General features: G+C 57.2%; 18 protein-coding genes. 17 read left to right on the plus strand and 1 reads right to left on the minus strand.

The window, feature by feature from the left end; genetic code table 11:
- Nucleotides 1–358 precede the first annotated feature (358 nt).
- The 12 genes from E6C55_RS27285 to E6C55_RS27340 all read left to right on the plus strand — a co-directional run bounded on the left by E6C55_RS27285 (nucleotide 359) and on the right by E6C55_RS27340 (nucleotide 12,205).
- Nucleotides 359–1,105: a GntR family transcriptional regulator gene (locus E6C55_RS27285; RefSeq protein WP_211093661.1), complete on the plus strand. Its 747-nt coding sequence runs from the start codon at nucleotides 359–361 to the stop codon at nucleotides 1,103–1,105.
- A 24-nt stretch (nucleotides 1,106–1,129) separates the two neighbouring features.
- Nucleotides 1,130–2,077 carry a sugar phosphate isomerase/epimerase family protein gene (locus E6C55_RS27290; protein WP_136373002.1) on the plus strand — a complete coding sequence of 316 codons (948 nt, stop codon included), beginning with the start codon at nucleotides 1,130–1,132 and terminating at the stop codon, nucleotides 2,075–2,077.
- Complete coding sequence (locus E6C55_RS27295; protein ID WP_168735902.1) at nucleotides 2,059–3,276, plus strand: M20 family metallopeptidase; 1,218 nt, start codon at nucleotides 2,059–2,061, stop codon at nucleotides 3,274–3,276. Before E6C55_RS27290 ends, E6C55_RS27295 begins: the two co-directional genes overlap by 19 nt.
- Complete coding sequence (locus E6C55_RS27300; protein WP_136373004.1) at nucleotides 3,276–4,448, plus strand: threonine synthase; 1,173 nt, start codon at nucleotides 3,276–3,278, stop codon at nucleotides 4,446–4,448. Before E6C55_RS27295 ends, E6C55_RS27300 begins: the two co-directional genes overlap by 1 nt.
- Nucleotides 4,449–4,473: 25 nt before the next feature.
- Entirely contained in the window at nucleotides 4,474–5,835 is a 1,362-nt protein-coding gene (locus tag E6C55_RS27305) for an ABC transporter substrate-binding protein (protein WP_168735903.1), read from the plus strand.
- 71 nt (nucleotides 5,836–5,906) lie between these two features.
- The gene (locus E6C55_RS27310) at nucleotides 5,907–6,797 is read left to right on the plus strand and encodes a carbohydrate ABC transporter permease (protein ID WP_136373006.1); all 891 of its coding nucleotides are present in this window, start codon (nucleotides 5,907–5,909) and stop codon (nucleotides 6,795–6,797) included.
- A gap of 14 nt (nucleotides 6,798–6,811) precedes the next feature.
- The gene (locus E6C55_RS27315) at nucleotides 6,812–7,615 is read left to right on the plus strand and encodes a carbohydrate ABC transporter permease (protein WP_211093662.1); all 804 of its coding nucleotides are present in this window, start codon (nucleotides 6,812–6,814) and stop codon (nucleotides 7,613–7,615) included.
- A 38-nt stretch (nucleotides 7,616–7,653) separates the two neighbouring features.
- Complete coding sequence (locus E6C55_RS27320) at nucleotides 7,654–8,706, plus strand: Gfo/Idh/MocA family protein (RefSeq protein ID WP_136373008.1); 1,053 nt, start codon at nucleotides 7,654–7,656, stop codon at nucleotides 8,704–8,706.
- A 1-nt stretch (nucleotide 8,707) separates the two neighbouring features.
- A complete protein-coding gene (locus E6C55_RS27325; RefSeq protein WP_136373009.1) occupies nucleotides 8,708–9,175 on the plus strand; it encodes a RidA family protein in 468 nt (155 codons plus the stop codon).
- Nucleotides 9,172–9,915 carry an MBL fold metallo-hydrolase gene (locus tag E6C55_RS27330; RefSeq protein ID WP_136373010.1) on the plus strand — a complete coding sequence of 248 codons (744 nt, stop codon included), beginning with the start codon at nucleotides 9,172–9,174 and terminating at the stop codon, nucleotides 9,913–9,915. The genes E6C55_RS27325 and E6C55_RS27330 overlap by 4 nt, the downstream gene beginning before the upstream one ends.
- Nucleotides 9,916–9,936: 21 nt before the next feature.
- The gene (locus E6C55_RS27335; RefSeq protein ID WP_168735904.1) at nucleotides 9,937–10,665 is read left to right on the plus strand and encodes a sugar isomerase domain-containing protein; all 729 of its coding nucleotides are present in this window, start codon (nucleotides 9,937–9,939) and stop codon (nucleotides 10,663–10,665) included.
- A gap of 28 nt (nucleotides 10,666–10,693) precedes the next feature.
- Nucleotides 10,694–12,205 (plus strand): xylulokinase, encoded by a 1,512-nt coding sequence (locus E6C55_RS27340; protein ID WP_136373012.1) that lies wholly within the window; start codon nucleotides 10,694–10,696, stop codon nucleotides 12,203–12,205.
- 164 nt (nucleotides 12,206–12,369) lie between these two features.
- Here E6C55_RS27340 and E6C55_RS27345 read toward each other — a convergent pair whose 3' ends face one another.
- Entirely contained in the window at nucleotides 12,370–13,107 is a 738-nt protein-coding gene (locus E6C55_RS27345) for a TraR/DksA C4-type zinc finger protein (RefSeq protein ID WP_136373013.1), read from the minus strand.
- 186 nt (nucleotides 13,108–13,293) lie between these two features.
- Between E6C55_RS27345 and lspA the strand changes: the two genes are divergently transcribed.
- The 5 genes from lspA (at nucleotide 13,294) to E6C55_RS27370 (ending at nucleotide 18,839) form a co-directional block, all read left to right on the plus strand.
- Nucleotides 13,294–13,824, plus strand: coding sequence for a signal peptidase II (gene lspA / locus E6C55_RS27350; RefSeq protein WP_136373014.1), 531 nt, complete (start codon nucleotides 13,294–13,296; stop codon nucleotides 13,822–13,824).
- Nucleotides 13,825–13,912: 88 nt separating this feature from the next.
- Complete coding sequence (locus E6C55_RS27355; RefSeq protein ID WP_230986888.1) at nucleotides 13,913–14,827, plus strand: RluA family pseudouridine synthase; 915 nt, start codon at nucleotides 13,913–13,915, stop codon at nucleotides 14,825–14,827.
- A 151-nt stretch (nucleotides 14,828–14,978) separates the two neighbouring features.
- Entirely contained in the window at nucleotides 14,979–16,232 is a 1,254-nt protein-coding gene (locus E6C55_RS27360; RefSeq protein WP_136373015.1) for an LL-diaminopimelate aminotransferase, read from the plus strand.
- Between the two features lie 629 nt (nucleotides 16,233–16,861).
- On the plus strand, nucleotides 16,862–17,374 hold the full coding sequence (pyrR, locus tag E6C55_RS27365) for a bifunctional pyr operon transcriptional regulator/uracil phosphoribosyltransferase PyrR (protein WP_136373059.1): 513 nt from the start codon (nucleotides 16,862–16,864) through the stop codon (nucleotides 17,372–17,374).
- A 157-nt stretch (nucleotides 17,375–17,531) separates the two neighbouring features.
- The gene (locus tag E6C55_RS27370; RefSeq protein ID WP_136373016.1) at nucleotides 17,532–18,839 is read left to right on the plus strand and encodes a dihydroorotase; all 1,308 of its coding nucleotides are present in this window, start codon (nucleotides 17,532–17,534) and stop codon (nucleotides 18,837–18,839) included.
- Nucleotide 18,840 lies beyond the last annotated feature (1 nt).

Below are 18,840 nucleotides of genomic sequence, written 5' to 3' on the forward strand. Positions count from 1 at the left end.
TTACAAAGGGGTACACGGTAATGAATACAGGATTGAGGATGTCCGTAGCACAACTGCAGAATAGTCTCATGGAACGCAAAACAAAGGACCGTCAGGGAATGAACTCATCCCTGACGGTTTTTCTTACAATGCAGCCTGGCCGGTTTATGCATGATCGAGGGCAGGTAACATGACGCGAACGCTGCTATTTTTGTCGACGACGAGGACTTGTGTCATATTTAATGACAAGGAGAGCGTTTTCAAAACGAATTTTCTGTCTTGGAGCGATTGACAGCGTGCAGAACGGGAATATATAATGGGTCTAACAACTGGTATAGACAACTAAATGACTATATCATTGACTGTGAGGGAGAGGGAGATGACGGATCCGACGGGATTGATTGACAAGCAGAGCGTTGTGCCGTTGTACTATCAGCTTAAAGAATACCTGAAGCGGGAAATCGAGAGCGGACACTACCAGGTGGACGAACTGATCCCGTCCGAGAGGGAATTGTCCGAGAGGTTCGAGATTAACCGAATGACGGTGAGGCAAGCCATCAACGAATTGGTTCAGGAGGGGATGCTGCAGCGCCAACGGGGAGTTGGGACGTTCGTCTCCAAACGGAAGATTGAGCAGCCGTTGACCCGACTGAGCAACTTCACTTCGGACATGGTCAATCGCGGAATGAAGCCTGGCGCCCGGTTCCTGAGCATGGATGTGATTCCGGCTACTGCATCAATTGCGCAGAAGCTGCAAATTCAAGAAGGCGTCAACGTGATCGAACTGATTCGAATCCGCACCGGAGACGGGGAACCGATGGCGCTTGAGAAGTGCTATCTCGTTTATGAGTGGACAAGCTCTCTGGTTGGAATCAACATGGAGGATCAATCGTTGTACAAGGTACTGGAGGAGAAATGCGGCCTGAAGCTGACAAGAGCCGTTCAGACTATCGAGATTACGTATGTCACTCCTTCCGAAGCGCACTTTCTGGAGGTCGCTGGCAATGATGCCGTCATGTTGATTGAACGAATTACTTATGAAGAGAATAAGGAGACGCCCGTTGAATATGTAAAATCTCTGTACCGTGGAGACCGGTACAAGTTCTCCATCGAGATGAACATCTAGTTGATCACAAGGGAGGCTGTCGAATTGAGCCAGACATTGAAGATGTCATTTGAGATTTGGCCGAACATGCCATGGGGAAGATTGGAGATCTGTGGTCCGGCCTGGAACTCATGGGGGGACAAGGAGCTTGATTGGTGCATCAGGCGGATAGCGAAGTACGGCTATGAGGGCTTCGACGTTATATACCCCAAGATCATGGAGCTTCGGCCGCATGAATATGCGGATGCCGTAGTTAAGGTCAAACGGGCAATGGAGGAGACGGGGCTCGGGTTCTCTTCAATCGGTTGCCATACGACATTCGTCAGTCCGCGCTACTTCGACAGAGAAAATGGAATCGCCAAATTCAAGAAAGCGATTGATTCGGCTGCTGATATGGGGGCGGAAACCGTCGTTACTCTTGTTGGGGACGGTTATTACGACCCGCCGCTCTATAACCTGATGACCCGCAAGGAAGCGTGGAAGCAGGTGGTGGAGGCAACGCGAGACGTTGCCGATTATGCGGGTGGCAAAGGCGTGGACGTCAGCATTGAGCTGATTCAAGGAACCCTTATCAATAGTGTGGATGCGATGCTGAAGTTGCTGGAGCTTGTCGATCGCCCGAATGTCTACTGCTGTGTAGATGTTGGTACGTTCTATACGACGGTCAAGCCCCGAATGCCGATCCGCGAGGCAATTCTAAAGCTCGGCGATCGGATCAAGGTTACGCACGTGAAGGACGAGGTCGGGTTCCCGAACATCATGCAATCGCAGCATGTCTGGTTCGGCGGAGGTTACGCGGACTTCAAGGAGATGGCAGACGCTCTGAAGGAAGTCGGCTATCAGAACTTTAACTCGGTGGAATGGGAAGCTTGGCAGGCGGGCGGTTTATACGGGGTCGGAGAACCTTCCGGAATCGGTCTTGCCGACTTCGACCGGGTTGCCGAGGAAGCGTTGGAGTATCTCGAGGAGTTCGGGTGGGGCAAGGCAAGATGATCTCCAGGCTGCTTGCTGCCGTCCCGCCCGAAGAAACGAATTCGTTATTGATGCGTCTGATCCGGGAAGAAAGCCACGCCGACAGTCCCGGCCAGGAACGGTCGACGGCGCAGACTATGGCCGACGAATTGAAGAAGGCGGGCATTCCCTGCGAATGGGACGAAGTATTGCCCAATCGCTTCAACCTGATCGCCCGTCTGCCTGGCTGCGGCAACGGCCCTTCGCTTATGCTCAACGGGCACTTGGATACGGTGCCGGCTTATGGAATGGACATGGCCTTTGCTCCCTTCATCCGGGAGGGGAGGATGTATGGCCGAGGAAGCGTTGATATGAAGGGCGCGCTTGCAGCCATGGTCAGCGTTCTTATTGCATTCAGCCGCACCGGGATCGGATTGTCAGGCGAGCTCATGCTGGCGGCTACCGTCGGCGAGGAGACTTACAGTCCGGGAGCGTACAAGCTTGCGTCGGCGAAACGGCCCGCCGATTACGCAATTGTTGGGGAACCGACGGAGTTGCGCATTGGAATTGCCCACAAAGGGGTTGCTTGGTACGAGGCTGTATTCGAGGGGAAAAGCGTTCACGGTAGCGTTCCGCAAAGCGGAGTCAATGCGGTGTACCACGCCGCTCGTTGGATCGAGCGTCTGAGAGGCGAGCATCTTCCGGAGCTGTCAAGGCGGAGACATCCCTTGCTGGGTTCTCCAACGTTGAATATCGGCGTCATTGAGGGAGGTACAAGGCCGGTCATTGTTCCGGGGCTGTGCAAGGTGCTGTTCGAACGGCGTCTGATTCCCGGGGAGTCCGCCGATACGGCTCTCGAAGAACTGCGGGATACGCTCGCCAAGGCAGGGCAGGGGGAAGAGGGCTGGAGAGCACGCGTAACGACAATGGATAATTTCCACGGCGTTCCGCATGGCCCGTTGGATACGCCGGCGAGCAGTCGAATTGTATTGGCTTTGCGTGAGGCTGCGGAGCAACTGGGGATCACGAGTGTCGAGCCGGCCGGGCTGCCGTTCTGGACCGACGGAGCGCTCATCGGCGCTGCGGGCACCGAGACCGTCGTTTGCGGACCGGGTCGAATTGAAGAAGCGCATTCGGATCTGGAGTATGTGGAACTGGAGCAGCTTCGGCAAGCCTTCCTTCTTTACAGTGCGGCAGCCTGCCGTATTTGCGGAGTTGTCGGAGAGGGAGGAGGCATCTAATGCTATTTCTCGGCTTCGAATGCACCGGTTGCAGACGCTTCTATCCCCCCGATCTTCTCTATTGTTGTTCCTCCTGCGGCGCAAGTCTCGATGCCGTCTATAATTATGAGCGTTGGCTCGCTTCGTTGTCCGCTGAGGAATGGCTGTTCCGCCCGGGCGAAGGAGTGCTTAAATATCGCGAGCTTCTGCCATTGCGCCCGTCGGCCTCTCCCATCTCGTTGGGGGAAGGGAATACTCCGCTTCTCAAAATTCGAAATATTTCAAATATTATGAATATTGAAAATATTTATATTAAAAATGAAACCGTAAATCCGACTCTTTCTTTTAAAGACCGCGCTCAGGCGGTGGCCGTCAATGCGGCGGCGGATCTTGGGCTGTCCGATGTGATCTGCGCTTCTACCGGCAATACGGGTGTCGCCGCCGCCGCTTATGCCGCTCGAGCCGGATTGGGTTGCCTCGTGTATGTACCGGCGGGCACGCCGGAAGAGAAGCTGGCGATTATACGGGCCTTCGGCGCGGAGCTTCGAATTGTGGAAGGAAACTATGGAGACGCTTATGAACAGGCTGCCCGCGAGGCTCTTGGACGGGGGGCATTCAATCTTACCTCCACGTACTTGAATCCTTATTCCATCGAAGGTCACAAGACGATTGCTTACGAGATTGCCGGGGCCTTCGGCGGCGTTCCCGATTGGATTGTCGTGCCGATAGGAGCCGGGCCTCTGCTCAGCGCCATCTACAAAGGATTCCGCGAGCTTCGGCTTGCCGGTTGGATTGACCGTCTTCCCCGAATGGCGGGCGTGCAGGCTGCGGGCTGCGCGCCAATCGTCAAAGCCTTCGAGGCGGGCGATGCCGATGTCGCACCATGGGATTCCCCCCGAACCATCGCTTCCGGCATAGCCGACCCTCTGACAACATATCCTGCGGACGGTACCAGGACGCTCCGGATTATCCGCGAATCGGGCGGAGCGGCAATAGGTGTCGACGAAGGCGACATATTGGGCTTCCGGGAGTGTCTGGCCAGGGAAGAGGGGATCGTGGTCGAAGCGGCTTCGGCGACGGCTATGGCTGCGCTGGTCCGGCTTAAGGAGCAGGGGTGGCTTGACAAGGGCCAATCGATTGTAACGGTTGCAACGGGTCATGGACTCAAGGACATGGCCGTGTCAACAATATAATAAATGTGGAGAGGGAGAAACATCAATGAGCAGAAAAAGCTGGTTAATCGCAGGTTCGACCTTACTTGCCGCACAAATGGCACTCGCCGGCTGTTCGGACGGTACATCCAATGACAAGGTCAGTCCTTCCGCTTCAAGCGCCGCGTCGGGCACGGCCGGTTCCGGCAGCGGAGAAGTAACGCAAATTACCTTGTGGCACATGGAGGAACCGCCGAATCGGGTTGAGAGATTCAACGAAATTATCGATCAATTCAACGCCGCCAATCCGGATATTAAAGTGACGGCCCAGGTGCAAAGCTGGAATGACGCCTATACCAAGTTCCCTGCCGCCATCCAGTCCGGCAACGGGCCGGATCTGCTGTTCACGATTCCGGATTACACGACGGTCATCAAGCAACTGGGCGTTGTACAGCCGGTTGACGACATTGTCAAGTCGCTCGACGAGAAGCACGGCTTCCTGGAGGCGGCCGTTACTCCTTACCAATACGACGATCATGTATGGGCCGTCCCTGCGTACGGAATGGTTCAAGTGCTCTGGTACCGCAAGGATCTGCTGGATGCCGCCGGCATTACTCCTCCGAAGACGTGGGACGAGCTCGCTGAGGCTGCGGACAAGCTTACGACGGGCAGCCAGTATGGAATTGCGCTTCCCGCATCCAAATCTATGGCAACGGATCAAGTGCTCTACAGCTTCCTTGTTACGGCGGGGGCCAAAAATATCATTGACGGCAACAATCTGATCACCTTCAACAGCGAGAACATCGTTAAGGCTTACGAGATGTATGCCAAGCTGCTCAAGGATTCGCCGGCGGACAGCAATACCTACACCTGGGGCGAGCCTCAGGCCCAATTCAACGCAGGAACGGCCGCCATGGCGATTGAGAAGGGCCAATATCTGTCCACCTTCGAAGAAGAATCCGGGCGGCCGTCGACGGACCTGGGCATCACAACGATGCCGGTCGCCGACGGCGGCGAGGAAGGAAGCATCTACTACTCCAACGCGATCATGATGCTGACTGACGATTCGGCCAAACAGGCGGCTATCGCCAAGTTCTTCGATTATCTGTACGATCCGTCCAACTACGGCAACTTCCTCAACGCGGAGCCGGGCTTGTTCCTTCCAGTGACGGAAGACGGAGCCGCTGAAGGAAGCAGCTTCTGGAGCGATCCCGTTATTGCCAAGTACAAGGACCAAGTGCAGGTACTGCTCGACGCTTCGAAGAACGGCCAATTGTTCGGCTTCACGAACGGGGTAGCCAGCAAGATCGGTCAAATCTCCGGACCCAATTATCTGGCTCAGACGCTGGAGCAAATTACGTCCAAGGGCGCTTCCGCCGCAGAGGCCGTCGATTGGGGCCAGAACCAGATGGAGAACGCCGTAAAATAAACGCGTTCAATTCAAGAGAGGAAGGACAGTCGGGCGGTTTACCCGCCCGACTTCCATGAGGAGGAAACAGAATGGAGTTTGCAGGCAAGCGTTCCGGTTGGAGCAAGCTGTTGCCGTATGCGCTGGTTGCTCCGATCATCGCGTGGATTCTGACGACAATATTCTGGCCGCTCGGAACCGTTACCCGGGAGAGTTTCTACAACACAGGCTTCGTCGGGACACAAGGCAGCTTCATCGGATTCGATAATTACAAGACCGTACTGTCATCCGGCGACTATTGGGCATCGTGGGGGAAAAGCTTCTATTGGGTTCTCGGGAACGGATTCCTGCAGACGTCATTGGCTTTTCTTACGGCATTGCTGCTGAATCGGCCGGGGAGATTGATTTCGTTTTTCCGCACATGGATGATCATTCCGTGGATTATTCCGACCATCGTAGTGGCGATTTTCTGGCAATGGATCTTTAACGGGTCTTACGGCATCCTTAATCATGCTTTGGTATCGATAGGCATTATTGACAAACCGATTAATCTGATTGGGGATACGGCATGGTCGATGCCGATTCTTATCTTTATCAATACGTGGCATTGGTTCCCGTTCATGACGATCATCGTGCTTGCGGGGCTAACGATCATCGATCGGGAGATGTACGAGGCGGCGGATGTCGACGGAGCAGGCAAATGGAAGCAATTCTGGACCATAACCTTCCCTTCGCTCGGCAAAATCATGTTCGCTCTCGGTCTGGTCGGCACGCTGTGGTCGTTTAATGTGTTCGATCTGATCGAGATTCTGACAAGCGGCGGTCCTGCTGGGGCGACGACGACGGTTCCGTTGTATATTTATCAAATTGCGTTCGAGAATTTCCATATTGGGCAAGCGTCCGCCGCCTCGATTGTAACGGCTGCATGCCTGCTGATCTTCGTGGGGCTGTTTATCAAATTCGGCTCGCCCAAGGACGAGTAAAGGAGGCGGAAGTGGTGAGAGCAGGCCGCTTGATTGTCGCCATAGTGCTGCTGCTGTTAATTGTATTTCCGTTCTATTGGGTCATCAGTTCCTCCTTCAAACCGACAAACCAAATTCTGAAGCCGGAGTTCTTCCCTCATTCTTTTACTCTGGAGCATTATCGCCAATTGTTCGCTCAGACAGCCTACAAACATAATCTGCTGAACAGCGTTCTCGTTGCGGCGGCTACGCTTGCGTTCTCGGTCGCAGTCGTCATTCCGGCCTCGTTCGCTATTTATCGCATGAAGTTTCTGGGACGCAGTCTGGTGTTCAGGTTGATTCTGGCGACGTATATTTTCCCGGGCATTCTTCTTCTCGTGCCTGTCTATCAGATGATGTCAACTCTTCATCTCGTCGACTCGCTCTGGTCGCTCATTATTATTAATGTGACGTTCGCCGCTCCGTTCTCGATTTGGCTGATGCAGGGCTTCTTCGATTCGGTGCCCAAGGCGCTCGATGAAGCGGCTGCTCTGGATGGGGCGGGACCGATGCGGACCCTGACGACAGTAATCCTGCCTCTGATACGACCGGGTATCGCTACGATCGCCATTTACGGGTTTATTACATCCTGGACGGAATATTCGTTCGCATCCGTCTTGATCACGTCGGACGCCCTTCGCACACTTCCGGTGGGCCTTAAGGCAATTATGGGACAATATACGGTTCGTTGGGGATGGACGACGGCCGGAGCCGTTCTTACACTGCTTCCGGTAGTTCTGTTCTTTGCGCTTTTCGGCAAATTTTTTGTCAGGGGGCTGACGGCCGGCGCCGTGAAATAACGCCGTATTTGATAGGGGGAGGAGGTTCTTGATGAACGATGATGAATGATAAAGTTCGCCTCGGCGTCATCGGAACCGGGCGATTCGGAAGGCTCCATCTCAAGGTGCTGTCGCGGCTGCCCGAGGTTCGGATAGCTGCGCTGTCCGATACGGATCGTGGCGCGTTGGAGGAGGCCGGAGCGCAATTCGGCATCTCTTCGCACAATCTCTACGATGACCCGCTGATGCTGATCATGGACCCGGACATCGACGCGGTGGACATCGTCAGCGACGAGTCCTCGCATGGGCCCCTGATCCTCTCCGCGCTTCGCAACGGGAAGCACGTCATTGTCGAGAAGCCGCTATGCGTCATGGAGCCGCAGGCGAGGGAGATCGCGCAAGCGAGCAGGGACAGCGGCAAGCTTGTGCTCGTCGGACAAATATCTCGTTTCGGGCAGCCTTACCGGATGATCAAGAGAGCGGTCGACGAAGGGAGATTGGGGAAGGTGGCTGCTATTCGGGCCAAGCGGAACTTCAGCCGTTCCTGGTTCGAGGCGTTCGGCAATCGAATTCATCCGGTATACGAGTCGGGCATTCACGAGATCGACCTTGTCGTGTGGTATGCGAACTCCCGATGTACGGAGGTGTCGGCCTTCGAACGCAAAGCGGCCGGGTATCGGTATCCGGACGTGTTCTCGGCCTTGCTCGCCTTTGAGAACGGGATTGTCGCTTCAATCGATTCAAGCTGGCTGCTCCCGCGCGGAGCTCCACGCAATCTCGTCGAGAATCTCGAACTGGACGGGACGATCGACGCAGAGATAGAGGTCATAGGGGAAGCGGGAACGGCCCGCTATCAATTGGCGCATCCGGGCTTCAACATATGGACTTCGGAGGAGACGCTGTACCCCGATGCCATGCTGTGGCCGCTGGAGGAGGAAGAACGGGTCGGGGGAGCGATCGCGGCGGAATTGACACACTTTGTCCACTCCATTCTTGCCGGGCGGCCGTCATCGGTCATGCCGCTGGAGGAGTCCGTGCAGGCGATCCGAATCGCGGACGCCATTGTCCGATCTGCGGCGCAGAACAGAACGATTCAATTGGAGGAGGAATAAGATGAGCTGCCCATACGAACGGCTAAAGGAGTTGGGGCTGACGATTCCGGTTATCACTCCCCGGTTTACGTTCGAGCCCGGCGTTCTGGCGGGAAGACTGCTTTATCTGTCGGGACAGACGCCCGAGATCGACGGCAATATGCAGTTTGTCGGACGCTTGGGAGCGGAACTGGATGTCGAGACCGGCAAGCAAGCGGCACGGCTGGCGGCGCTCAATTGCATTGGCGAGATGGAGTTGACGCTTGGGTCGCTGGACAGAGTCGAAAGAATCGTGAGGGTGATCGGATACGTTCGCTCGGCCCCCGGGTTCGGCGAGCAGCCGCTGGTCATGAACGGCGCTTCGGAATTGCTGATCGAAGTATTCGGCGAAGCCGGCAAGCATGCAAGGGCTGCGCTTGGAACGAGTGAGCTTCCTTTCGGCGCTCCGGTGGAGCTGGAGATGATTGTTCTGGTTCGGGAGGAAGAATGAGATTGCTTCGAGACGTCTATTTGACGGCCAGCGGAAGGCTCGGATACGACTTCACTCATGCCGCCGACTGCAATGCGTATCTGGTCGATACCGGCGAATCGCTTGTTCTGATCGATTCCGGTGCGGGATTGCCGGCTGACGAACTGCTTGACAATGTCGTATCGGCCGGTTTTGCTCCCGAAGAGGTCTCGCATCTGCTGCTTACGCATCTGCATGCGGATCATTCCGGCGGGGCCCAAGCCATTCGAAGTTCGACGGGAGCGCTTGTCGCCTGTTGCCGAGAAGCGGCGCCGGTTCTGGAGGAGCGGCGGGCGGACCTGATCGACTTGCCCCGGGCGATCGCGGCGGGAATCTATCCCTACGATTACGAATGGAAGGGCAGCACGGTCGATATGCGGTTGAATGACGGACAGGAGCTGCGGATTGGCCGTTATCGCATCAACGTTTTGTATACGCCGGGCCATTCTTCGTTCGATACAAGCTATTTGTTTGATGATGGAGAGGGATCGTCATTCCTGTTCAGCGGCGACACCGTGTTCGCGGGAGGCAAGATCTCTTTGCTGAGCACATTTGATTTCCAGATGCAGAAGCTGGCTTCGAGCATCGCCAGGCTGGCGCGAATGGACTTCCGGGCGTTGCTGCCCGGACACGGCCCGGCTGCGCTCGGGAACGGAGCTCTCCATGTTCAAGCTGCCGCTCGTGTGTTCTCGCGTCTTGGCGTGCCTGAATCAATCGGATAAGCAAGGAAAGGAATGAAAGTGATGAGTCATAATTTTGTCAATGAGATGATGGAAATGATCCGGCTTGTCGAGCGGGAGGAACGGTCCTCTGTTGACGAGGCTGCCGAATGGATAGCCGAGTCGATAGCAGCGGATGGGCTGCTTCATTTGTTCGGCTGCGGCCATTCGCATATTCTGGTGGAGGACTTCTTCTACAGGGCCGGCGGTCTTGTTCAGATCAACGCCATTCTGGAGACCAGCATCATGCTGCACGAAGGAGCTGTTAAGAGCTCGAAGATCGAACGAATGGAGCATTATGCCGGTCATATTCTCGACAATTATACGATCGCGCCCGGAGAGACGATCATTGTTATCTCCAATTCAGGAATAAACGGCCTGCCTGTCGATATGGCCATTGAGGCGAAGAAGAGGGGGCTTCGGGTCATCGCCCTGACTTCATCTTCTTACTACGGATTGGAGTCCCGTCACAGCTCCGGGCTGAAGTTGAAGGATGTCGCCGATCTTGTTCTGGACAATCATATTCCATACGGAGATGCGTTGGTGCCCGTGCCTCTGGCCGGAGGCCATATGGCTTCCGGATCGACGATTATCGGAGCCATGCTGCTGCAGATGGTGATGATCGCCGTGGTCTCCAAGCTGGCGGAGCGAGGAATTGTTCCTTCTGTCTACACAAGCGGCAATGTGCCTGGCGGCGCGGAGAAGAACGAACAATTTATTCGGACGTATCGCAGCCGCATCAGACATCTATAGGAGACGAGAACAGGGAAGGTGATTCCGAATGGAGAAGACGCTGCTGCTGGGCGTCGATGTCGGTTCGACTTCGGTTAAGTGCGTTGCCGTCTCCCCGGACGGCGCAATAGCTGCATCTTCGACGGGAGCCTACCCGCTTGACTCTCCGAACCCCGGGTGGGTCGAGCAGAAGGCGGAGCATTGGTGGAGAGCCGCTCTGGGTGCGATCAGACACTGTGTATCGTTGGCCGGCGGTAAAAATATGGCTGCAATCTCGTTCTCTGGTCATATGAGTGCTATGGTGCTGCTGGATGGGAGGAACAGACCGGTGAGGCCCAGCATGCTTGTTGCTGACAATCGATCGCAGCCGCAGGTGCAATGGCTGAAGGATAGATATGGCAGCGCCATCCTTGAGTCGACAGGGAACATCCCTGTGGCCGCATTCGTCGCCCCCCGATTGTTATGGTTGAAGGAGCACGATCCGGAAGCGCTCGACGCGGCTCAATGCTTCCTCTTCCCCAAGGATTACATCCGCTTTCGTTTGACCGGAAGGCTGGAGACGGAGCCGACGGATGCCGGCAATACGCTTCTGTACGACATCGCGGCGCAGGACTGGAATTACAAGCTGATTCGCGAGCTGAAGCTGAACGAAGAGATGTTCCCGCCCTTGCGGCGAACGGCGGAGCCGGTTGGTCGGTTGTCGCGGGAAGCATCGGCTCTCACCGGCTTGCCGGAAGGAATTCCGATCGTTGCGGGCGGCGCCGACATGGCTTGCAGTCAGCTCGGAACCGGGGCGATAAAGGAAGGGCGAATAGCGGTGACGCTCAGCACATCGATTCAGGTCACCGTTCCGCTGCGCCGACCGACAAGCAAGCTTGCGGGAGCGTTCACGTTCCATCCTTCCGCGTCGGAAGGAGCGGTGTATGCGATGGGCAGTCTGTTTAACGGAGGTCTGGGCGTCGATTGGGGAATGAAGCTCCTTATGTCGTCCGGAGCCGGAAGGGCTGCGAAGAAGACCAAGCTAGAGCGTTGGACGAAGGAGATGGAGAGCGAATCTCCGGGCAGCGGAGGCTTGCTGTTCTTGCCGTTCCTTGTGGGAAGCGGAACGCCTCGCTTCGATTCGAACGACAGGGGAACATGGCTGGGGCTGTCGATTGGCCAGAGCAAACCGCAATTGCTGCATTCCGTTCTGGAAGGAATTACGTACAGCATTCGCGAGAACATGGAATGGCTTGCTCTTGAGGGGAGCACAACTCAACAGCTCGTTGTCGGAGGAGGGGGCAGCCGCAATCCGGTCTGGAGACGTTTGATCGCCAACATCTGCGCCAGATCGGTCGCGGTGCTGGAGAATCGGGACGCTTCAGCGCTTGGAGCGGCCATGCTCGCGGGCATTGGCGCGGGCATCTACCGCTCCCCGGAGGACGCCGCGGCCCAGGCAGTGCGAATAGCGGAGGAGATCGAACCGGACTCCGGCACGATCGGGGAATACGACAGGCTTTATGCGCAATATAAGGAAGCTTACCGCGCTTTAAATCAGTTCTACAGGGATCGTTCCAATTGAAGGAGCACGAGAGAGCAGCCGCCAGCGGGCTGCTCTCTCGTGCTCTTGGCGTCGCGTCTATCTATCGGGGGGCTCGGACGCACCGAGAGGTGAGGAAGCGGCGAAACGGCAAACCGCAGCAAATCTCAGCGATCCGGCATACAGCCCGCCGCCCAATTCGCGTTCTATAGCCAATCGTCGGACAGCTCGCTGTCCTCAAGCAACGGCTCTCCCTCCTGGTCGGCCAAGTAGCGCTTGTAGGCGCGGTTGCGGACAATGCCGACGTCGTGCCCGGTGATGTCCGTCGCCAGGAAGCTCTCGATCGGCTCCACGAAGCCGTCGTTCTCGTCGGACTCGATCGCCATCGATCCGTAGTTGTCGATATCGTTGTCCTCCGCCATTGCCGGGCTGTTCGAGCTGCCCCACGATTCGACGATCTGCCAGGTATCCTCGCCGTCGAAGCCGTTCCATCCCTCGAGTTCGTCCAGGCTTGTCTGGCCGAAAGGTGGCTTTAGCAATGTCTCCTCGACGGGCCGCCTCTCGGACAAGTGCTGCATAGGCTCATGATCGATGCAATAAATGGCGGTCGGCAGAGCTTCCAGGCGCTCCTCCGGAATGAATCGTCCGCAGGCGACGCACCGTCCGTATTCGCCGGTATCCATGCGGCCGAGCGCGGCTTCGATTCGTTCGAGCCGCAGGGAGGCGCTCTCGAGCAGCGCGATGTCCTTGCCGCGCTCGAACGTCTCCGTCGCCGCATCGGCGGGATGATTGTCGATGCCGGAGAGGTCGCCGGTGGCGTCCTTATAGGAATCGGACAAGCCGAAGCGGGAGCCTTCATGAATGAGGCGTTCGGTCTCTTCCTTGTCTTGAAGCAGCCTTCGGCGAAGGGAATCGAGGCGGTCGTCTGTCCGGTTAAAGGTCATCGTTCTTCGCTCCTTCCGTAGGTTACGGCTTGTTACGGCTCCCCGTAGTGTACTCGGACGATGGCCAAGTTATGAGCAAGGCAATGCCCGAAGCGGCGGAATAAACCTGCCGCATGGACGGTCCATCGGCCTATATGGTAAAATCATCAGGATGGAATTATAGGCTGGAAAGGCGGACCCTATTGCATGCAATCGAGACGAGTAGGCATTTGGTTTTATTACGTGTGGGCAGTCGTCGTGTTCGCCATCGACTACGGTTCGAAGAAGCTGATCGAACATACGCTGGCTTTATACGAGCAAATCTCCGTCATCGGGAACTTCTTCCTGATCACGTCGATTCGCAACCGGGGAGCGGCCTTTGGCATCCTTCAGGAGAAGCGGTTCTTCTTTATCCTGATCACGCTGGTCGTTGTCGTCGCGATTCTCTGGTATCTTCACCGCACGTACAAGTCGGGCTCGAGGCTGATGCTCTTCGCTCTGGCCACCGTTCTCGGCGGGGCTGTCGGCAATTTTCTCGATCGGGCCCTGTTCGGAGAAGTTGTGGACTTCCTGCAATTCAACTTCGGTTCGTATACGTTCCCGATCTTCAACATGGCCGATGTGTCCATCTGCGTCGGCGTAGGCATGATAATACTGGATTCGCTGTTAACGGGTAGACAGGAGAAGAAGAATGAACATGAGCAAGCGGAACAACCCCAAGATGAACAGACCGTATAACGAAGAAGAAGCGGCGGTGCCTAAGGCGAATGCCGAACGCGCGGAAAATCCGGACGTCGAAGACGCGGAAGAGAGCGCGGAGGGTACGATGAGCTGGACCGTGGCGGAGGAGCAGGCGGGGGAGCGGATCGACAAGTTCGTGACCGATGCGATCGGCAATCCGTCGATTTCCCGCTCGCAGGTGCAGGAGTGGATTCGCGCCGGGCACATCACCGTCGCCTCCGGGAACGTAAAGCCCAACGCAAGAGTGGCCGCCGGAGACGAGATCGTTGTTGTTTTCCCCGAACCCGAATCGCTGGAGGCGCTCCCGGAGGACATTCCGCTTGAGATCGTCTTCGAGGACGCCGACATCATTGTCATCAACAAGCCGCGCGGCATGGTGGTCCATCCGGCATACGGGCATTCGAGCGGAACGGTCGTCAACGCGCTGCTGCATCACTGCAAGGACCTGTCCGGCATCAACGGCGTGATGCGCCCGGGCATCGTCCACCGCATCGACAAGGACACGTCGGGGCTGCTGATGGCCGCGAAGAACGACCTGGCCCACGCCTCGCTCGCCGCCCAGCTCAAGGAGCACAGTGTGAACCGCCGCTACCTGGCGCTTGTGTACGGCAACGTTCCGCACGACCGCGGAACGATCGACGCGCCGATCGGGCGCGACAAGTACGACCGCAAGATGTTCGCCGTCACGGACAAGAACTCGAAGCGCTCGGTGACGCACTTCGACGTGATCGAGCGCTTCGGCGACTACACGCTCGTCGGCCTTCGCCTGGAGACGGGCCGGACGCACCAGATTCGCGTGCACATGAAGTACATCGGCCATCCGCTTGTCGGCGATCCGATGTACGGCGGCCGAAGCGGGCGCACGCTCGGCATGGACGGTCAGGCGCTGCATGCCGGAGAGCTTGGCTTCGTCCACCCGCGGACCGGGGAACGACACGACTTCGAGGCGGCGCTTCCCGAGGATATGGAGCATGCGCTCCACATGCTTCGCAATCGCTAGCTTCAAGCGGTGCAAACATTCGGCGCAATAATGCATGGCGGACGGGAAGGCGTTCCTTCATAGTAGATAGCGTACCCCCGTGGCGACGAGTTGGTCGGCGCGGAGAATGTTCGGGGAACGATCGATTCTACTTGATTAAGGAGTGTCTGGCATGAGCGTCGAACAATATCAATCCACGTTTATCCAAGAGCAATTCGCCGATCGGATCGGCGGCGCAAGTTATGGCAAGGATACGAACATCTACAAGTTTGAGAAAATCAAGCGAGCCAAAGCGGCGGCCAAGCAAGCGAACCCGGGCGTCGAGCTGATCGACATGGGCGTGGGCGAGCCGGACGAGATGGCGGATGCCGGCGTCGTGGCCAAGCTTGCCGAAGAAGCGGCCAAGCCCGAGAATCGCGGCTATGCCGACAACGGCATTCCGGAATTCAAGGAAGCGGCGGCCAAGTATTTGAAGGACGTTTTCTCGGTTGACGGCATCGACGCCGCAACGGAAGTGCTGCACACGATCGGCTCCAAGCCGGCTCTCGCGATGCTGCCGTCCGTCTTCATCAATCCGGGCGACGTGACGATCATGACCGTTCCGGGTTATCCGGTCATGGGCACGCACACGAAGTACCTCGGCGGCGAAGTGTACAATGTGAAGCTGACGAAGGAGAACAACTTCCTGCCGGACTTGGACGCCATTCCGGAAGAGATCGCATTGCGCGCGAAGCTGTTCTACCTGAACTACCCGAACAACCCGACGGGCGCGACGGCTACGGTCGAATTCTTCACGAAGGTTGTCGCTTGGGCGAAGAAGTACAACGTCGTGATCGTTCACGACGCCCCTTACGCCGCGCTGACGTATGACGGCCTAAAGCCGCTCAGCTTCCTGTCGGTTCCGGGAGCTAAGGATGTCGGCGTCGAGCTTCACTCGCTGTCGAAGTCCTACAATATGACGGGCTGGCGGATCGGCTTCATCGCCGGCAACCCGCTGATCGTCAAGGCGTTCGGCGACGTGAAGGACAACAACGACTCCGGCCAATTCATCGCGATTCAGAAGGCGGCCGCTTACGGCCTGGCGAATCCGCAGATTACCGAAGCGATCTCGGAGAAGTATTCCCGCCGCCACAACCTGCTGGTCGGCGTTCTGAACGAGCTGGGCTTCAAGGCGGAGAAGCCGAAGGGCTCCTTCTTCCTGTACGTCGAAGCGCCGAAGGGCGTCAAGGGCGGCCAGCGCTTCGAGTCCGGCGAGGCGTTCTCGCAGTTCCTGATCCGCGAGAAGCTGATCTCCACTGTTCCGTGGGATGACGCAGGCAGCTTCGTCCGGTTCTCCGTCACCTTCATCGCGAAGGACCAAGCCGACGAGATCCGCGTCATCGACGAGATCAAGAGCCGCTTGGCCGATGTCGAATTCGAATTCTAGAGGCTGGTTGGGGAAGCTCCGGAACCGCGCATAAGCGGGGCCGGAGCTTTTCGTCATGTCGGCGCTCGGGAGGGTTGGCGGACGGATGCCGGGATACCAGGATTATAGGTGAAAATTCACATTGGCGCGGCACGGGAACGGGCAGGTTGGGCGATTCTATGTGAAAAATAGCATAAATAGACAAATTTTCGCTTCGATTCGCCTTATTTATGCTAAAAACCACATAAAAACGTTGCGACTGCCTCCCGGCCAGACCGACTAATGCGAAAAAACGCATAAAACCGCATAAGCCAGGCGATTTATCTTATCGCTTGGGCAAATTAACCGGCATAATCGGTTGACAGAGCTTGTCGAAAGTGCGATAATTCTTCTGATGTAAGGTTGCCTTTAAGACAGTCCCGTGAGACTGGCAAGGTGGCGCGGCTAATTCGCATAAGCAGATGAAGAGCAGACGCTCGATCCTTCGACCGAATGGAAGGGGGAGAGCGTGCTTCGCCTGCGCGCGGATTCAACCTAAGCTTATCTTGCGCTCATGGCGCCGGATAAGCTTTTTTTGTCGCTTGTCGGCTCGCTGCGCTGCGAAGAAGGAGGGAAGAATCGCGTTGGATATCCGAGATACCCGCGTCATTATGGACGAGTCGGCCATACGCCGAGCTCTCACCCGGATCGCCCATGAGATCGTGGAGAGGAACAAAGGAATCGAAGGCTGCATTCTGGCCGGCATTCGCACGCGCGGCGTCTATCTGGCCCAGCGGATCGCCGAACGCATTCTCGAGATCGAAGGCCGACCCGTGCCCGTCGGCGAGGTGGACATCACCCGCTATCGGGACGATCGCCCGCACGAGGCTTCCATTGGAGCGGATAGTTGCGAGCTGCCGGTGCCGATCAAGGACATGACGGTCATTCTGTGCGACGACGTGCTGTATACCGGGCGGACGATCCGGGCAGCGATGGACGCGATCATGGATTGCGGCCGGCCCCAATCGATTCAGCTCGCCGTGCTCGTCGACCGCGGCCATCGCGAGCTTCCGATTCGCCCCGATTACGTGGGGAAGAACGTGCCGACTTCGCGGCAGGAACAGATTGCGGTCGGCCTCCGGGAATTCGATCGCACCGACGGAGTGACCATTATTCATCCCTGACTTAAGGAATACTAAACGGAATTGGAATTGAATTGTTCGCCCGTTTAGTGACAAATCGCAGTTATAGTTATACAATAAAATGTATAAAGATGCATTGGCGGCAACAATGGGCTATGATGAACGAAGAAACGGATGCGGCAGAGGAGGACGACTGGCAATGGCAACATGGATTCTGAACGCGCTGGTTGCAAACGAATCGAGCGACAAGCTTGAGACGAAGCACTTGAGAATAGAGAACGGAGTTATCGCGGAGCTGGCGGACGGCAGCTCCAGCCCCGATACGGCAGGCTGCGATACGATCGACGGGACGGGCAAGCTGCTCTCCCCCGGATTTATCGACATGCACGTGCATCTGCGCGAGCCGGGCTTCGAGCATAAGGAGACGATCGCCTCCGGCACGCGCTCGGCGGCGAAGGGCGGCTTCACGACGATCGCCTGCATGCCGAACACGCGGCCGGTCATCGACACGCCGGATACGGTGAAGCTCGTGCTCGATAAGGCCGATACGGAAGGCGTCGTCAAGGTGCTGCCTTACGCGGCGATCACGAAGAACGAGCTCGGCCGCGAGCTGACCGACTTCGCCGCGCTGAAGGAAGCCGGCGCGGTCGGCTTCACGGACGACGGAGTCGGCGTGCAGAACGCGCAGATGATGAAGAACGCGATGGCGCTCGCGAAGTCGCTCGACATGCCGGTTATCGCCCACTGCGAGGATGACACGCTGGTCGAGGGCGCGGCGGTGACGGAAGGCGCGTTCTCCCGCAAACACGGCCTGAAGGGCATTCCGAACGAGTCCGAAGCGATCCATGTCGGCCGCGACATTCTGCTGTCGGAAGCGACGGGCGTTCACTACCACATCTGCCACGTCAGCACGGAGCAGTCGGTTCGCCTGATCAAGCTGGGCAAGTCGGTCGGCGTGAACGTAACCGCGGAAGTGTGCCCGCACCACTTGGTGCTCTCCGACGAAGACATTCCGGATTCGATGGACGCGAATTGGAAGATGAACCCTCCGCTGCGCACGCCGCGCGATGTGGAAGCTTGCATTCAGGCGCTGGAGGAAGGGACGATCGACATCATCGTCACCGACCACGCGCCGCACAGCGCGGAGGAGAAAGCGAAGGGAATGGCCCGCGCTCCGTTCGGAATCGTCGGCTTCGAGACGGCATTCCCGCTGCTCTACACGAAGTTCGTCAAGACGGGACGCTGGACGCTGGACTTCCTGCTGCGCCGCATGACGAGCGACCCGGCGCGGGTGTTCCGCCTGCCGAGCGGCAAGCTTGAGCCGGGAGCGCCGGCGGACTTGGTGCTGCTCGATCTTGCGAACGAACGGGAAGTGAATCCCGAGACGTTCCTGACGCAAGGACGCAACACGCCGTTCACCGGCTGGAAGCTGTATGGCTGGCCGACGCTGACCATGGTGAACGGACGGGTCGTCTGGACGGAAGAGAACGGAATCAGCCAGGCATAAG

Origin of the sequence: Cohnella fermenti, from assembly GCF_004801405.1 — a bacterium.
GTDB lineage: Bacteria > Bacillota > Bacilli > Paenibacillales > Paenibacillaceae > Cohnella > Cohnella fermenti.

Excerpts from the sequence above, each read along its gene's own strand:
- E6C55_RS27345 (WP_136373013.1), bottom strand. The coding sequence starts at position 13,107 with ATGACCTTTAACCGGACAGACGACCGCCTCGATTCCCTTCGCCGAAGG.
- E6C55_RS27310 (WP_136373006.1), top strand. The coding sequence starts at position 5,907 with ATGGAGTTTGCAGGCAAGCGTTCCGGTTGGAGCAAGCTGTTGCCGTAT.
- E6C55_RS27330 (WP_136373010.1), top strand. The coding sequence starts at position 9,172 with ATGAGATTGCTTCGAGACGTCTATTTGACGGCCAGCGGAAGGCTCGGA.
- E6C55_RS27340 (WP_136373012.1), top strand. The coding sequence starts at position 10,694 with ATGGAGAAGACGCTGCTGCTGGGCGTCGATGTCGGTTCGACTTCGGTT.
- E6C55_RS27305 (WP_168735903.1), top strand. The coding sequence starts at position 4,474 with ATGAGCAGAAAAAGCTGGTTAATCGCAGGTTCGACCTTACTTGCCGCA.
- E6C55_RS27285 (WP_211093661.1), top strand. The coding sequence starts at position 359 with ATGACGGATCCGACGGGATTGATTGACAAGCAGAGCGTTGTGCCGTTG.
- E6C55_RS27355 (WP_230986888.1), top strand. The coding sequence starts at position 13,913 with ATGAGCTGGACCGTGGCGGAGGAGCAGGCGGGGGAGCGGATCGACAAG.
- E6C55_RS27320 (WP_136373008.1), top strand. The coding sequence starts at position 7,654 with ATGATGAATGATAAAGTTCGCCTCGGCGTCATCGGAACCGGGCGATTC.
- E6C55_RS27300 (WP_136373004.1), top strand. The coding sequence starts at position 3,276 with ATGCTATTTCTCGGCTTCGAATGCACCGGTTGCAGACGCTTCTATCCC.
- E6C55_RS27370 (WP_136373016.1), top strand. The coding sequence starts at position 17,532 with ATGGCAACATGGATTCTGAACGCGCTGGTTGCAAACGAATCGAGCGAC.
- lspA (WP_136373014.1), top strand. The coding sequence starts at position 13,294 with ATGCAATCGAGACGAGTAGGCATTTGGTTTTATTACGTGTGGGCAGTC.
- E6C55_RS27325 (WP_136373009.1), top strand. The coding sequence starts at position 8,708 with ATGAGCTGCCCATACGAACGGCTAAAGGAGTTGGGGCTGACGATTCCG.
- E6C55_RS27360 (WP_136373015.1), top strand. The coding sequence starts at position 14,979 with ATGAGCGTCGAACAATATCAATCCACGTTTATCCAAGAGCAATTCGCC.
- E6C55_RS27335 (WP_168735904.1), top strand. The coding sequence starts at position 9,937 with ATGAGTCATAATTTTGTCAATGAGATGATGGAAATGATCCGGCTTGTC.
- pyrR (WP_136373059.1), top strand. The coding sequence starts at position 16,862 with ATGGACGAGTCGGCCATACGCCGAGCTCTCACCCGGATCGCCCATGAG.